At 44.2% G+C, this 16944-nt stretch carries 1 protein-coding gene; it reads left to right on the forward strand.

From position 1 onward, the window contains the following. Positions 1-93: 93 nt before the first annotated feature. The gene (locus L6J37_RS10425; protein ID WP_237795000.1) at positions 94-16944 is read left to right on the forward strand and encodes a non-ribosomal peptide synthetase; all 16851 of its coding nucleotides are present in this window, start codon (positions 94-96) and stop codon (positions 16942-16944) included.

Below are 16944 nucleotides of genomic sequence, written 5' to 3' on the forward strand. Positions count from 1 at the left end.
CGATTATAGTCAGGCGTGTATAGCATAGCCTAATAGGTTGTTAGTTGGCTTGATGCTGCATCGCCTCAAGAATGATGTTTTGAGGAAATTAAGATGTATAATAATTTAAGCAATGAGTACGTATTAAGTGATGATAATACTGATTCATACGTATTGCCAACTGATATAACACCATTTTTTTCTGAGGGGAAGGATGATGAAATATACTCTGGAAAAAGCGAACTGTCCATAGAGTTATCTGGAGATAAACTCAGTGATATTTTATCAATTTGTGGCGGGGACATAAAAAAAGTTAATACTTTTCTAAAAGTGATCTGGCATAAAATATTGCATGTATACTCGCAGGATAACTGCACCGTTACCCTGAATTATGAAAAAAATGATGACTCTAAAGATAATTTTACATGGTGTAGTTATGACTGGGGTGAAAATGAATCATTGCTCACTGTTTCATTGACTGAGAACGTAACTCACTCTAGAGTTATGAGCCAGAATGATATTTTTGGTGATGAATACTGTAAAAATAAAGCCAAACCCTTTTTTGTTATTAGAAATATTTTCGGTAAGTCAGAAAAACCTGATTTTACTGTGTGTCAACCTATTATGGTAGATATAAAAATAGATAATAATAATAATATTGAGATAACAATGTGTTTTGATAAACGGTATATCTCGATAATCACAGCAACAAAATTGATTGAACTTTACGAAAGTATTTTAAATCAGATTATTCAATCCCCAGAGAAAAAGCATGCAGAACTTGTATGTTTATCGGAAAAAGATTGTAGCCAACAGTTATTAGACTGGGGCACAGTGAGTCAGGATTTTCCTTTGAATGTCACTGCCCATAAAATTTTCGAAATGAAAGTGGAAGAAAATCCTGAAAAAATAGCTCTCGTTTTTCAAGAAACATCTGTTACTTATAGAGAGCTAAATGAACGAGCTAATATTCTTGCTCATAGAATACAGAACAACTATTTGGCGCGATTTGGTAAAAGTGTATCGGAAGATACATTAATTGGTTTGTACTTTGACCGCAGTATCGAAATGGTTATTTCAATATTGGCAGTATTGAAGGCTGGAGGTGCTTATTTACCTCTTTCAACTGATCACCCTAAAGCTTATTTAGAGCAAATAATTTCTGATGTAAATCTTGATTTAATTATTGCACATGAATTTTTTTCGGAAGACCTTAATTCTATTTTAAATAATTTTGATAATCATGTTGAAGTTATTAATCCGATTTTGTATGGTTGTGAAAATTCAGATTTAATTAATAACCCTGTTTCTTCATCGCATTGTAATAGTCTCGCTTATGTTATTTTTACATCAGGTACCACGGGTAAACCTAAAGGGGTAATGGTTGAGCATGAAAATTTAGTTAATCTTATTTGTGGCCAGATAAATACTTATAATCTGACAGATAATGAAACTGTAATGTGGTGGCCTCCATATCACTTTGATGGTTCTGTTGATGTTCTCTTTATGACACTTCTTCATGGGGCTAGACTGATAATTCCCAGTACTGAGAGTATCCATTCTATTGAGCAGATGAGAACGCTTGTTAAACGTTATCAGGTGACTCATTTTGCTGCCACTCCTACGTATTTATCTGCATTAGGACGGGGCGATTTTGATGCTAGTCTGAAATGGGTTATAAGCGCGGGTGAGCAATGTTCGCAGGCAATAAAAGATAGCTGGAAGGAAAGGTTAGTTAATGTTTATGGGCCTACAGAAACAACTGCTGTTTCTGTAAGGAGTACAGATATTGGCTCATCTGCTGAGGTTAACCGGATTGGTAGACCAGTGGCGAATGCAAAACTGTATGTACTTAATGATAATTTGCAGTTACTGCCGCAAGGTGCAATTGGAGAGTTGTATATAGGTGGCGCTGGTGTATCACGAGGGTATTGGAATCAACCTACGTTAACTGCAGATCGTTTTTTAAACGATCCATTTGCTACGGATGAAGAAATTGCGAAGGGATATAACCGAATGTACCGTACAGGAGATATGGTACGTTGGTTATTTGATGGTAATCTAGAATATGTTTCCCGTAAAGATTTACAGGTAAAGATACGAGGTTATCGTATCGAGTTGAGTGAAATTGAAAGTGCACTTTTGACTTATGAAGGCGTAAAGCAAGCTGCAGTGATTACTCAGGGTCAGGGTGAGATGAAATACCTTTCAGCCTATTTAATAGGTGACGATAACACTAAGTTAAATATAAGTGAAATACGCAATAGCTTATCGGAAATACTACCTGAATATATGTTACCATCTGCTTTTTTACAGCTAGATAGTTTGCCTGTGACTTTGAACGGCAAGTTGGACTGGAGAGCATTGCCTGTTCCTGTTTCAAATGAAAACCATGACATCACCCCGCCAAGAAATGAAAAAGAAAAAATATTATGTGAGTCACTGCAACACTTTCTGGGATATAACAAGGTTGGTATTCATGCAAACTTTTTTGAAATGGGTGGAAACTCAATTATCGCGATTCGTGCTGCAGCAGATTGGCAAGAAAAATTGGGTATAAAAGTTGATGTGGCAACTATAATATCTCAACAGTCTGTTGCCGTTATTGCTGAAAATTTGGGCAGTGAACTATCAGCCAGTATTGTTGCTCAAAATCTATCTTCGTGCCCTCTGTCATCATCGCAAAAAGGGCTGTATTTTTTTGAGCAACTTGAAAATGGGGCGAAGGCGTATCATGTTCCGCAGTTAATAAAATTGGATAAAAGCGTTGATCTCCTGTTACTTCAGGATTGTATTTCAATACTAGTAGAACGGCATGCTATTTTGAGGACATGTTTTGGCACAGTTGACAATGAGGAGGTACAGTATTTAACGGATCAGTGGCCAAGCTTGAATTATACGAATACTCTCACGCAGAAATCGTTCTGGGAACAGGTTAAGAAGGATATTGATGCCCCTTTTAAATTAGCAAGTGAGCCAGGGTTCAGGCTATGTGGGTATGATGTAGAAGGTCAACGTTACTTACTCTTCACCTGGCATCATATTGCCTGTGATGGCTGGTCTACAGAGGTTTTCTTTAATGAACTGAGTCACATCTATAAGTCTTTGATGGATGGGGAGTGCTATCAGTTACCCTCGTTGCCGATTAGCTATTTCGATTATGTTGTCTGGCAGGAAAATCAGCTGACAACGGATGAAAGTAAAATACATAGTGACTATTGGACAGATGCATTAAGTGGTGCACAAGATCTAATCATGCCGTTGACGTATCCTCGCCCTGCTGTATTTGACTACAAAGGGGGTGAAGAGGTCTTTCGGTTGAGTGAGCTTTTGTCTTCCCAGCTAAAAGCGCTAGCGAGAAAGTATAAAGTTTCATTAAACACGGTAATGCTCTCAGGATTTTATATTTTACTCAGCCGTTTATCGGGTCAGTATGATATTACAATTGGTATTCCTTCTGATAACAGGGAACATAGACAAACCCATGGTGTGATGGGGTTGTTTGTAAATCCGTTACCTATTCGCCTTCAGGCTTCAGCACAGGTTGCAATTTCTGAACTGATTCATTCAGTCCATCAATCGCTTACCCTGGGTAAAGCTCATCAAGATTTACCTTTCGATAAAATTTTAAATGTGGCCCATACAGAGCGAGAAGCATCGAAACATCCTTTGTTTCAGGTTATGTTTAACGGCCATGATTTTTTTAATGGCATTAGTAATAGTGAACCACTTTTCCAGCATATTCCTATGAGTGAGCAAGCCGTACAGCATTATGCACAGTTTGATTTGAATGTCACTGTAGGGTGGGCCGAGAAAGAGATACAAGGTACTTTCAATTTTGCATCCAGCCTTTTTTCTCGTGCTGATATTAAGCGTTACGTCGAAATGTATCGAAAAGTGTTGCAGAAAATCGTAGCGCCGGAATCAGAATACCTGTCTGATGTCGATATGTTGGAGGTAGGAGAAAGGCAACATTTATTAGGAATAACAAAAGCGCAATACACTGAGGTGTTTGTCGACTCTCAGTTAACGGTTCAGCAACGTTTTCAAGAGCAGGTACGACGTGCTCCTTTAGCAGAAGCGATTGAATTTGATGGGCATATTCTGACATATCAGGAACTGTACCTTAAAGCTTGCCAGGTCGCGAATTTGTTGCACTCAAAATGTCCATCTCCCCATGTCGGCATTTATATGACCCGTTCCTTAGAGATGGTAATCGCGATATGGGGTACTTTATTCGCGGGTAAAGCCTATGTGCCAATGGAACCGGATCAACCTCACAGTCGGACTGAACTGTTAGCTAATCAAGCCCAGGTCGGATTGTTGTTATGTAATAGTGATACCTATCACCAGGCCATGACGATATCGGTCGAGTCTTTGCTAATTGATGTCAATACCAATCCGTTATCTGATTCAACACACCTTTCTGACAGGCAATACCAATCTGATAGCCTCGCTTACATCATCTTCACATCTGGATCAACAGGTCAGCCGAAAGGGGTAATGGTTGCTCATCAGGCTTTAACGAACCGGATTGACTGGATGCAGCGGCAATATTCTTTATTGGCCAGTGATACCGTTTTGCAAAAGACGCCATTTAGTTTTGATGTCTCAGTCTGGGAGTTCATCTGGCCATTAGTGGCTGGAGCAAAGTTGGTGATAGCAAAGCCTGGAGGTCATCGTGATGCGCATTATCTGGCAGAGCTTATACAGGTAAAAAAAATAACAACACTGCATTTCGTGCCATCTATGTTACGTGCCATGTTGGATAGTGGCTGCTGGCAGGGATGTGATTCTGTACAGCGGGTATTCTGCAGTGGCGAGGCTTTATCGCCTGAACTTTGTGACCGATTTTTTCATTCGGGTACTCGAAGTGAATTGCATAACTTGTATGGGCCGACTGAAGCCGCTATTGATGTGTCATTTTGGCAATGCGAACCGTCAAAGACATATAAAACAGTTCCTATTGGCCGTCCTATTCAGAATATTCGGTTGCTGGTGCTTGATCCTGATTTGAATCTTGTTCCAACCGGCTGCCAGGGTGAATTATATATCTCAGGAATTGGTCTGGCGGAAGGCTATTGCGGACAACCGGAACTGACTGCGGCCTCATTTATTGCATCACCATTCGATGAACTACAAGGTGAGCGGCTCTATAAAACAGGCGATTTAGCCAGATGGGTTGCACATTCTGAGTTAGAAACGAATGGGACAGTACGGCCGGCATATCTGGAGTATCTGGGGCGAAAAGATCATCAGGTGAAGCTTCGTGGGCATCGAATAGAACTGGGTGAAATAGAACATCAGATCAACAGACTGGATGGTGTTCAAGCATGTGCAGTTGTACTCAAGCAGGTTGGTGATAATGAGCAATTGGTTGTTTATCATATCGGAAACGCTGAAAACACATTTATTCAGACCAGATTAGCTGAGATATTGCCTGACTATATGGTTCCTAAGATTTATCAGGCGGTAGATCATTTTCCTTTATCTGCGAATGGCAAGCTGAACAGAAAGGCATTACTTGATGTTGAGATAAATATTGAGACTAGTGCCGTTAGTCCAGAAACACCGGAGCAGGCCATTTTATGCGATATTTGGAAAACGGTGTTAGGGGTTGAATCTGTCAGTATTACGGATAATTTTTTTGCGTTAGGTGGTGATTCCATTCTTTCTATTCAGGTTGTTTCTTTAGCGAAACGACGTCACTTAGAATTTAGTGTGCAGGATTTATTTATTGCACCAACGATTGAAAAACTATCAGAGAAAATAATATCTAAACAAACGAAAGTTATTGAAAGTGAAGTGGATGGTGAGCAAGTATTATTGCCAGCGCAAGCGCACTTTTTCTCATCGGCGCACACTGATCTGACTCATTATAACCAGTCAATGTTACTTGAATTATCTGTACATCTGACGAGTGAGCAGTTGGCATGTATTGTTTCTTATCTCGTATCCAGGCACGATGTTCTTAGGCTTCATTTCCATAAAAAGAATGAACAATGGACCGGAACATATCAAACCTATACAAAAGTCCAGCTTGAGCAAACATGGTCTGTTGTTTCTGTTCAGCCGGATCAGATTTCTTCTTATTGTGAAAACCTTCAAGGCAGCCTCTCATTTTCTGGGCCGCTTTTTCATTTTTCTCTGTTAGAGCATGAAGGTAAACAACTTTTATTTGTGACTTTTCACCATTTGCTCGTAGATGGTGTGTCTTGGCGTGTGTTGTTGGCAGATATAGACGATTTGATCAACCAATTGCCGAATTCGGATCTGCCATTTTCATTGCCGAACAAAACGGATTCACTGCAATCTTGGGGTAAGCAGTTGCAAACCTTTGCCACTGAGCAATTCTTCGCAAAGGAATCAGAATACTGGCAACGACAGTCGTTGGAAAAATTGCCGAAACTACCAACAGACGGTGATGAGCCGTTTGAGGATACGTGGCGTAGTATTAATACTTTCGCTTTCACACTGACCGATGAACAGAGCCGTTCTTTACGAGAGAGGGGAGCAGCACTATACGGGCTAAAAGAAAATGAACTGTTACTGATTGCTGCTTATCTGGGAATAAATCGCTGGCGAGGCGTAAAAGCATTCAGGGTACTGATGGAGGCGCATGGGCGCGAAACAGCGGAAACCAGTTTGTCTCTGACTGAAACTTTGGGTTGGTTTACCTCTTTGTATCCTGTTGTTCTTCGTACATCTTCTTCGCAGTGTGTTGAATCGGTCATGAAAACACTTAAGGAACAGCTACGAGCTGTGCCGGGCAACGGTTTAGGCTATGGAGTACTAAGGTATATCAACAACGCTGCGTCCGCTTTGACTGATATGCCTGCCGATCAACACTATTCGTCCCTGATGTTTAATTACCTTGGACAAGTGGATGGGATTACGGATCAGTTAAACAACATTCGTGCAGTGAGTGGCACTGTTCTGATGTCGTCGCATTCAGAACAAGGGCATCCAACCCGAGGTGATATCGCGCTTTCCAATCGGCGCGAAAGTCAGTTGATGTTAAATGTTCTGCGTCGTGGTCAGCAATATGTGCTTGAACTGGGATACAGCCGTAGTGAATATCGTGACGCCTCTATTAAGCAGTTGGCCGACGACATCCTAGCCAGCGTGGCGCGAATTATTGAACACTGCAATACGAGTAGCAACAGGGTATTAACCCAGAGTGACTTCTCCCTTGCCCATATCATGCAAGATGAAGTCGAGCAATTATCCGCACGTTATCCGGATCTTGCTGATATATACGATGCCACACCAATGCAGAAAGGTTTGTTCTATCACCACCTCAAAGGAGACGCAGGTGGTGAATATGTAAGTCAGATTTGGATGACGCTGAACGGCAAATGGGATGAATCAGTTTATCGTTCTGCCTGGAGCGATTTAGTGAAGCGTCATGAAGGTTTCAGAACGGCTTTCAGTGATGATGGGCGTTACCAACTGGTGCTTACTCATGCTGATATTCATTGTTACATTGAAGATGTGAAGGATCTGGAACCATCCAGACAGCAGGAAAGACTAAAGGCATATCTGGAAAAAGATAAATTACAGCCGTTTGACTTTGCATGCCCGCCCCTTGTTCGTCTTGCTGTATTCAATTTATCTGATGAAACGCAAGTTTTACAGGTGACTTATCATCACAGTATTTTGGATGGCTGGTCAGTGTCTCTGATGCTGACGGAGCTGCTTACGCTATATAAAGCTAAGTTGGAAGAGCGTTGTATATTGTTGCCAGAACCTGCTTATCCTTCCTATTTACAGTGGCTTGAACGGCAGGATTCACAAAAAGCAATGGCGTACTGGAAGGATGTAATTGGGGATATCAGCTCGGCTACCCCATTAGCCATTGATAAAATTCCTGTTGTCTCGACAACGCAAGGTGCGCGAGAAAGCAGATGGCAACTTGATGAACGGGATACGGAGCAGCTAAAGGTTTTTGCCCGCACCCACAACACGACGCTGAGTGTGGTTGTTCAGGCTGCATGGGCCTACCTTTTACACCGCTACAGCGGCGAGCAGCGGGTTATGTTTGGCAGTGCAAATGCTGGCCGTCCTGCAGAGGTTGAAGGTATTGAAAATACCATTGGCTTGATGGTGAATACCTTACCGGTCGTTGTAGACTGTGACAATGATCTGAGGATATCTGAGTGGTTAAAGCAGATCCACGATCTGGGTGTAGAACGGGATCGGCATGGCTTCTTGTCATTGGCTGAAATTCAGTCTTGCTGTGAATTGCCAGAGGGGGAGCCATTATTTGAAACGCTTGTAGGTATACAGAATTACCCGGTTGATAAAGCACTCTTTAGATCCAGAAAAGAAGAGCAAAGCCAGTTATCATCTCAAATATGGATCGATGGCATTCAGTCGAATGAACAAACCAATTATACCGTCACCTTAATGGTGGAGCCGTACGATAATCTTGAGTTTGTCATTGGTTATCGTGCTGAGCAGCTTAACGACAATACAGTGGCTGCTATGGTTGAGCATTTACAGCATATTCTTCGGGTGTTCATGGAACAGCAGCCTGCGACTATAGCTGATCTCACTATGCAATCCGAGCAGGATCTTGAGCAATTATTAGCAATCAGTCGCGGTCATTCTCAGCCTTATCCTGAGCAGTTACGGATAAACACATTATTTGAGGAATACGTTGAACTGAGCCCGCAGCATAATGCGGTGAAGTTTGGTGATCTCTGTCTGACCTATTCTGAACTGAACAGAAAGGCTAATCAATTAGCGCATTATTTATGCCAGCGCGGGGTGGCACAGGGTGATTGGGTAGGTATTTGTATCACCCCACAAATTGACACTATTATTGCAATTTTAGCGGTTATTAAAGCAGGCGCTGTCTATGTACCCCTCGATCCTGCTTATCCGTCTGGCCGTATTCAGTTTATGCTGGAGGATGCAGGGATCAAACTGTTGATCACTGACAGTGAGTGTGTTTCTTTGCTGACAGCAGCGGCCTCAAAAGGCAGCACCATTATTTTACTTGATGGCGATGATCGGCATGACATCGACCAATGTAATACGTCGAACTTGCCTGCGCCTGAGAAACAGTCTGCTGCATATGTGAATTACACGTCAGGTTCTACGGGAACCCCGAAGGGAACGGTGGTAGAGCACCACAATGTTATCAGGCTGGTGAAAAACACAAATTACATAGATTTGAAACCGCAAACAATGATGGCCTTTGCCTCAAATACGTCATTCGATGCGGTGACGTTTGAGATATGGGGCGCATTGCTCAATGGCGGCACGCTCATCCATATACCGAAAGATTGCCTGGTTGATCCTCTGGCTTTGGCCGATAAATTAAGACAAGAAAGTGTCACTACTTTGTTTGTGACAACAGCGCTGTTTAATTTGGTCTCTAAAGAGAAACCGGATTGTTTTGCATGCCTGGAGACACTGCTTTTTGGTGGCGAGGCTGTCAGTACGGATGCGGTACAAGCCATCCTTCATCACGGGAAACCCCAGCAATTACTGCATGTTTACGGGCCAACAGAAGGCACCACATTCAGTACATGGTATCCGGTAACAGAGCAGACATTGCGGAGTTACACCACAGTGCCAATTGGGTATGCCCTGTCGAATACATCACTGTATGTGTTAGATGAAAAACAGAGATTAGTACCTGTAGGTGTTCCCGGAGAGTTATACATTGGCGGGGAAGGTATTGTTCAGGGATACCATAATCGCCCTGGCATGAATGAGAAAGCGTTTATCCATACGCAGCACGATCCTTCAGACAGGCTGTACCGCACTGGTGATCTGGTACGACGGTTGGAAGATGGCAGCCTCGTCTTTGTCGGGCGAGCAGACGAACAACTTAAAATACGGGGCTACCGTATTGAGTTGGGAGAAGTCCAGTCTTGTTTGACTGAACTAAAAGGTGTCAGTGATGCGGTTGTTCTGGCGCAAACGAAAGACGGTCCCGATGCGCAGGAAAAAGAACTTGTTGCGTATATGGTTCTTAATGAAATGCTAGAGACTAATCCGTTACCCAAAGCGGAAAAGACTGAGCAATTGCTGGATTCATGGCAGGCATTGTATGACAACTTATATCGTCACTCTGATGCCGAAAATATGTTTGATACAACAGGGTGGAACAGCAGCTATACCGGACAACCACTGTCTGCTGATGAAATGAAAGAATGGCAGCGCCACACTGTGAGCCGCATTCTGTCATTATCACCGCAGCGTATTTATGAGATAGGTGTTGGAACCGGGTTGTTACTGCTTCAGTTACATTCTCATTGTCAGCACTATAGCGGCATAGACTTATCGGGTCAGGCGGTCGAGCGTCTGCGCCATCTCATGTCGAAAAATGGGATATCACATGTCGACCTACGTCAGGCGGAGGCTTGTAATGATTCCCAACGGCCCATAATGGCTGTCGACACCGTGATTATTAACTCTGTCTGTCAGTACTTCCCTAGTATTCATTACTTCTATGATGTTATTCAAAGTGCGATCAAAGCCATGGATAGCACAGGGTGTATCTTCATTGGTGACGTGCTGAATTATCGTTTAATGGATGTGTTTCATGTTGAGTTAGCACATCACCGCTTGGGGAGTGATGCGACGTTAGAGGAACTATACAGCAAAGCCTCTTCATCAATGGCGGCGGATAACGAGCTTTATGTCAGCCCGGAATTTTTTACCGCACTTATTGATCACTGCCCTGAGGTTGTTGACATTAAAGTCCAACTGAAAACGGGGTTTGCAAATAACGAAATGAACCAGTTTCGTTATGATGTGTGTATTTATATCGATAAAGCCTATTCCGGTGATAACTCAGAGTCAGTTATCGCTGAACATGACTGGCAACAGGAACCACTGCCACTGAATGCCCTGCAAAGCATGATTCAATCGCCGAACGACAGTGATTGTCTGGTTATACGGGGTATCCGTAATTCCCGTTTAATGGCTATGCCTTATTTAGCGGACATCGAACGTGAACTGGTATCGACGGGTGACATCAATTTAGCGGAGCAATCTGCTGCAGAAAACGCAGTTTCTGCCATTCATCCGGGGGAACTTGCACAGATGTGTGAGGCCATAGTCAGTAACGCTTCACATTGGGCAGATTATCAAATCACATGGTCTGTCACGCATGGGATGAAATCTGTCGATCTCTGGTTGTATAAACATCCGGAGAAAGGCTATTTCCATGACCGCAATTTGCATAACCGACATGTTACGTTTTCTGTGCTGGCGAGCAATCCGGGACAGAGTAATAACAGCAGCGAGCAGGCTAAACATATCCAGCAACAGCTAGCGGTTTTGCTGCCATCTTACATGCAACCCGTTCGCTTTAATGTGGTAGACAAATTACCACTGACACCGAACGGTAAAGTGAATAAACAGGCTTTGCTGAGTCATGATCTTCATCGTGTTCCATCAGGACTGTATGTTGCCCCGCAAACCAACACGGAACAAAAACTGGCCGAGATCTGGCAAGATTTGTTGCAGCTTAACAGAGTGGGTTGCCAGGATAACTTTTTTGAGCTTGGCGGACATTCGCTGCTGGCGACGCGGCTTATTTCTGCAATCAGAAAGTTATGGCAGGTGGATATCGCGATTAAAGCAATATTCGAAGCGCCAACCGTGGGGGAGTTAGCTGCACTGATTCAGCAGTCCGGAACGTCAGAATTGCCCGCAATAACAGCGATGCCACGAGAAGGGCTGTTAGAACTGTCATTCTCTCAGCAGCGATTATGTTTTATTGATCAGCTAGGAAATGCCCGTGAGCAGTATAACGTTCCTTTGGCCTTCCGTATTGAGGGTAACCTTAACATTCAGGCGATGAAATACAGTTTAGAACGTATTGTTGAACGCCATGAAGTATTGAGAACCAATATTGAAATTGTTGATGGGAAACCGTATCAACGGATCCGGCCTGCTGGTTGTTTTGAATTGGATGTTATTGACTTATCGGAGCTAGCCGCGCAACAGCAGCAGATATCGCTGGAGGCTATCCAGAAAGAAAATAACGTTCGTCGCTTTGTACTGGCGAGTGAACTGAAACTTCGAGCAAAAATCATTAAGCTGAGCGACACCTCGCATCTGATGTTGATTACTTTGCATCATATTGCTGCTGATGGCTGGTCTATCGGGATTGTGATTGATGAAATTAATGCTTGGTATCGCAATTACACAACCCCTCAAGCGAGTGCGTTACCACCGCTGCCAGTTCAGTATGCGGATTTCAGCCAGTGGCAACGAAAATGGCTACAAGGAGAAGTGCTGGATGAGCAACTGAGTTACTGGCGTCATCAGTTACGTGGTCTTCCCGATGTTCATCAATTACCTACCGATTTCTCACGCCAGAAGACACAGAGCTACCATGGTGATTCGATCAATCAGACACTGGGCCGGCAGCAATTGCAAGGGCTGAAGCAGCTTGCCGCAGATCAGGGTGTTAGTTTGTTTATGGTACTGCATGCCGCTTATGTATTGCTGATGCACAGATACAGTGGTGAGCAGGATATCGTGATCGGAACACCAGTGGCAGGACGCGAGCAGCACGAATTATCCCCATTAATTGGCTTTTTTGTGAATAACCTGGTTTTGCGCTCACGTCTGGAAAGCGTGTCAGATTTCACTACATTGATTCAGCAAAGTAAGCAGGTGCTGCTGGAAGCGTATGAGCATCAGCAAACACCATTTGAAATGTTGGTAGAGCAACTCAAACCAAATCGAAGCCTGAGCCATAATCCATTGTTCCAGGTGGTGCTGTCACTGCAAAACATGCAGAAGTCAGAATTAATGCTGCAAGACTGTCAGGTCACCCCTGTTGAGACATCCTTGTCCAGAGTCAGCTATGACTTAGTGTTACATGTGTCAGAAGAAGAGGACAATTTACACCTGCGCTGGGAGTTTTCAACTGATCTGTTTAAAGCCAGTCGCATCCGCAAAATGGCGGGACACTTCGATGAGATAGTCAATGAAGTAACCAAACAAGCGGTGGTGCCTGTCAGTTCCGTCGCCACCTCGCGTTGGCAACAGGATCATTTACATCAGCAAAATATCCAGAAAAGCATGCAGTTCTGGCAAAGCCAACTGACAGATGCTGCTCACGGGCGATTATATCAAGACAAATTGATTACCCCGACAACGATGACTCAGGCTGTGAAAGTAAGTATTGATTCTGATATGACAACAGAGTTACAGATGCATGCAGAGCAGCTTAATCTGTCATCGGCTGTTATTTTGCAGGCGTGTCTTGGTATTGCACTGTCTTGTGTAACTCAACAAAGTAACGTGTTGTTTGGCGTTTACAGAGGGGACAATTCTTCGCACGGAGATAAACTGGCCTTCTTGCCTGCTAAGTTATCCGTGAAAGCCCATTCCCCATTCAATGAATTACTCGACGAATACAGCCAGTGGCTCCATCTTGCGCAGCAACATCAGGGCCTCAGTTTTTCGGCGCTGAAAGAAGGCCTGAATGAAGGGGATGAGCTATATCAGGTCGGTATGAGTGCATTGCAGAATGTAACCATTGAGTCGTTGCCTGAAGAAGGACGGCCAGACATTATTTTGCAATTAGAACCTGAAGGGCAGGCAATACAAGGGCAATTGGTGTTCTCAGGTAGCCAACTGGCTGTAACCAGTGCGCAAAGGCTGGCCACTTTGTTTGAACGTGTGGTGAAGGCGGTATCGGAAAACGTGAATGTCATGCCTTCTGATATCCCTCTGATGAATGGCCAGGAAAGGGATCTATGCCTGAATGTCTGGAATGCTACCGATACCGTCTGGCCAGACTCCCTGACTTTGGCTGAAGTGTTTGAACGTCATGTGAGGACTAACCCGGATGCCCTGGCTGTGACCTGGGATGGCGGGTCGTTGACTTACGCGCAACTGAACAACCGTGCTAATCAGTTGGCATCTGTATTAATGGCACAACATTTAGCACAGACAAAAACAGGGCTTGCACCAGATACTTGTATTGCTTTGGTTGTCGAACGTAGCCCAGAGATGATCATAAGCATGCTTGGCGTATTAAAAGCTGGAGCCGCTTATGTGCCGATTGACCCGACGATACCGGCAGACCGACTTCGTTTCATTCTGGACGACACTCAGGCACCGTTGATGATTACTCAGTCAGCATTCCTCAATGCGGTGACAGAATGCTTGAACGGTACAGATTGTTCGTTAGTCAATGTGGATGACGTCATTGCAGAAGATATATTGACAGGTAATCCTGAATCGATGGCATCTTCCAGAAATTTGGCATACGTCATTTATACCTCAGGGACTACAGGACAGCCTAAGGGCGTTATGGTTGAGCAGTTCAGTGTTGTCAATCATGCTTACGGGCTTGCTGCCAAGCTCGGTGATGCTTTTAGTCGTGTTGATTTTTCAACCAATTACAGCTTCGATTTGTCGGTTGCCACCAACCTTTGTCCGCTGTTGACGGGGGCTACTGTTGCCATCTATCAAGGTGATCAACGTAATATTCATGATTATCACCAGCATTTATTGCAGCAGAAAGTGACGCTAGTTAAGTCAACCCCAAGTCTTGCGGAAGCGGCATTTACTTCGATTCCTATGCCGGAATGTACATTGTTACTGGGCGGTGAAGCGTTACATCCGAGCTTACTTAATGTGTTAACAGCCAATTTCAGGCAGGTCTTCAATGAATATGGTCCGACGGAGGCAACCGTCGCAGCAACCATTACAACTATGTCAGATAAAGAGGCTGTTACTATTGGCCAGGCTTTTCCAAATGTCCGTCTGTATTGCCTGAATGAAGAGTTAGAGCCTGCCCCGATTGGTGTTCCGGGTGAGTTATACATTGGTGGAGCGGGTGTTGCCAGAGGGTATTTAAATCGTCCGGCATTAACAGCGCAACGCTTTATTGATAATCCGTTTGTCAGTCTGTCGGATATTCAGAAGGGTTATACGCGTTTATACCGAACCGGTGATTTTGTGCGTTGGACGGATACCGGACACTTGGATTTCATCGGGCGAAATGATGAACAAGTGAAAGTACGTGGATTCAGGGTTGAATTAGGAGAAATTGAAAGCGCACTCCGATCATTACCGGCGATAAATCAGGCTACAGTGGTCGTGCGAGACACAGGCAAGTCGTCGCAGCTGGTGGCTTATGTTGTCGTAAACAGCGGTGAAGAGGCCAGTGAGGCGTATTTACTGGGTTTACTGACATCAATCTTACCCGGACACATGTTGCCTTCAGTAATCATTCGTCTGGAACACATGCCTCTTACTGCTAATGGCAAGATCGACAAAAGGGCGCTACCTGCGCCTGATGCGGAGTTTAGTGAAAACTTTATTGCACCGACACAGCATCTGGAACAGGTGTTATGTCATATCTGGCAAGAGGTGCTGGGTGTGGAGAAAGTCGGTGTGCACGATAATTTCTTCCGTATCGGTGGGGAATCTATTCTGTGCATTCAACTTGTTGCCAGGCTGCGGCGAGAGGGGTTCCAACTTCAGGTAAAAGATGTCTTTGAATCCCCGACTGTAGCTGGGCTGGCTGCCTTGCTCAATCAGGACGCAGAAGAGGCTGAGATTTTGAGCGAACAGGGTGTGCTAGCCGGTGAGTTTGATCTATTGCCAGTCCAGGCTTGGTTCTTTGACCGACAGTTGGCCAATCCACATCATTTTAATCAGTCTTTTACTGTCAATCTTCCCGCCGGTGTCACACAGAAGTCCCTTGAAGAAGCACTTTATGCGTTAACTGAGCATCATGACATGCTCCGGAGCCGCTTCGTGCAGCAAAATGATGGTTCTTACCGGCAGTTTTATAGTTCTGATGTTTCCGCGTCTGTCCCCACACTGCAACACTGGAGTCTCTCCGGTTTATCGACCGAGGAGCAAGAAGAGCGGGCAACTGCGTTTCAGTCCGGCCTGAATATCGAAATTGGCCCGCTGTGGCAAGCGGCGATAGTTTCGGATTATGACGATGGCACGACCCGTTTGTTGTTCACTTTCCACCACCTGGTCATAGATGCAGTGTCCTGCCGGACTGTGGGTGAGCATATGAAGTTGTTACTCACAGGGCAGTCTTTACCTTCTAAAGGTTCAAGTTACCGGCAATGGGTTGAAGCGGTTAAGCAATATGCACGCGATAATGAAAATGAGATTTCATACTGGCAAGACGTGCTTGCCGATCAGGCTGCTTATCAACTTCCGGAAGCACGTAAACATCGTAAATTATCTTTAACTCAGCAGGAAACAAGTCAGCTTTTACACATCGCCAACAAAGGTTTTAACACTGAAATTAATGACTTGCTGCTCTCTGCCCTGGCGCTTTCGCTTTCTCATGCGTTTAAGCGGGAAGTTAACCTTATTACGCTTGAAGGTCATGGGCGGGAAAGTATCCATGACCAGATTGATGTTACTCAGGCCGTTGGCTGGTTTACGACACATTTCCCAGTCAGATTGACAGCATACGACACAATTGCCGAGACGATTATCAGAACGAAAGAGTCCTTACGGACAATCCCTAAAAAAGGATTGGGGTTCAGCTCGCTCAATTATCAGGGAAGCGTGGCGAATGCCAGCCTGCCAGCGGTTGGTTTTAATTATCTGGGTCAATTAGATACAGGAACCACAGCAGAGCCATCGCAAGACTGGCAAATGAAAGCTGAAGGCCTGGGGATGATTATCGATAAGGCTAATCAGGAAGCCTTACAACTGACTATCTATGGTGGTGTCCAGCAAGGTGTGCTGACATTTGAATGTATTTCCCTGATGAGTAATGAAACGACCGACAGTGTAATTCAGTATTTCGAACAATATCTGCAACAGGTTATCAGTGAGGCATCAGCAAAAGCCTATGAGGGAGGTCAGCTGACACCCAGCGATGTTTCAGCTGATATTTCCTTGGCTCATCTGCGTCATCTGCAAGGAAAGTTTAATGTGGATGAAGATACGACAATAGAACCTGACGCTGCTCCGAGCAAAACGATAAGGATATAA

The sequence above is a fragment of the Photobacterium sp. WH77 genome, from assembly GCF_022014395.1.
GTDB lineage: Bacteria > Pseudomonadota > Gammaproteobacteria > Enterobacterales > Vibrionaceae > Photobacterium > Photobacterium arenosum.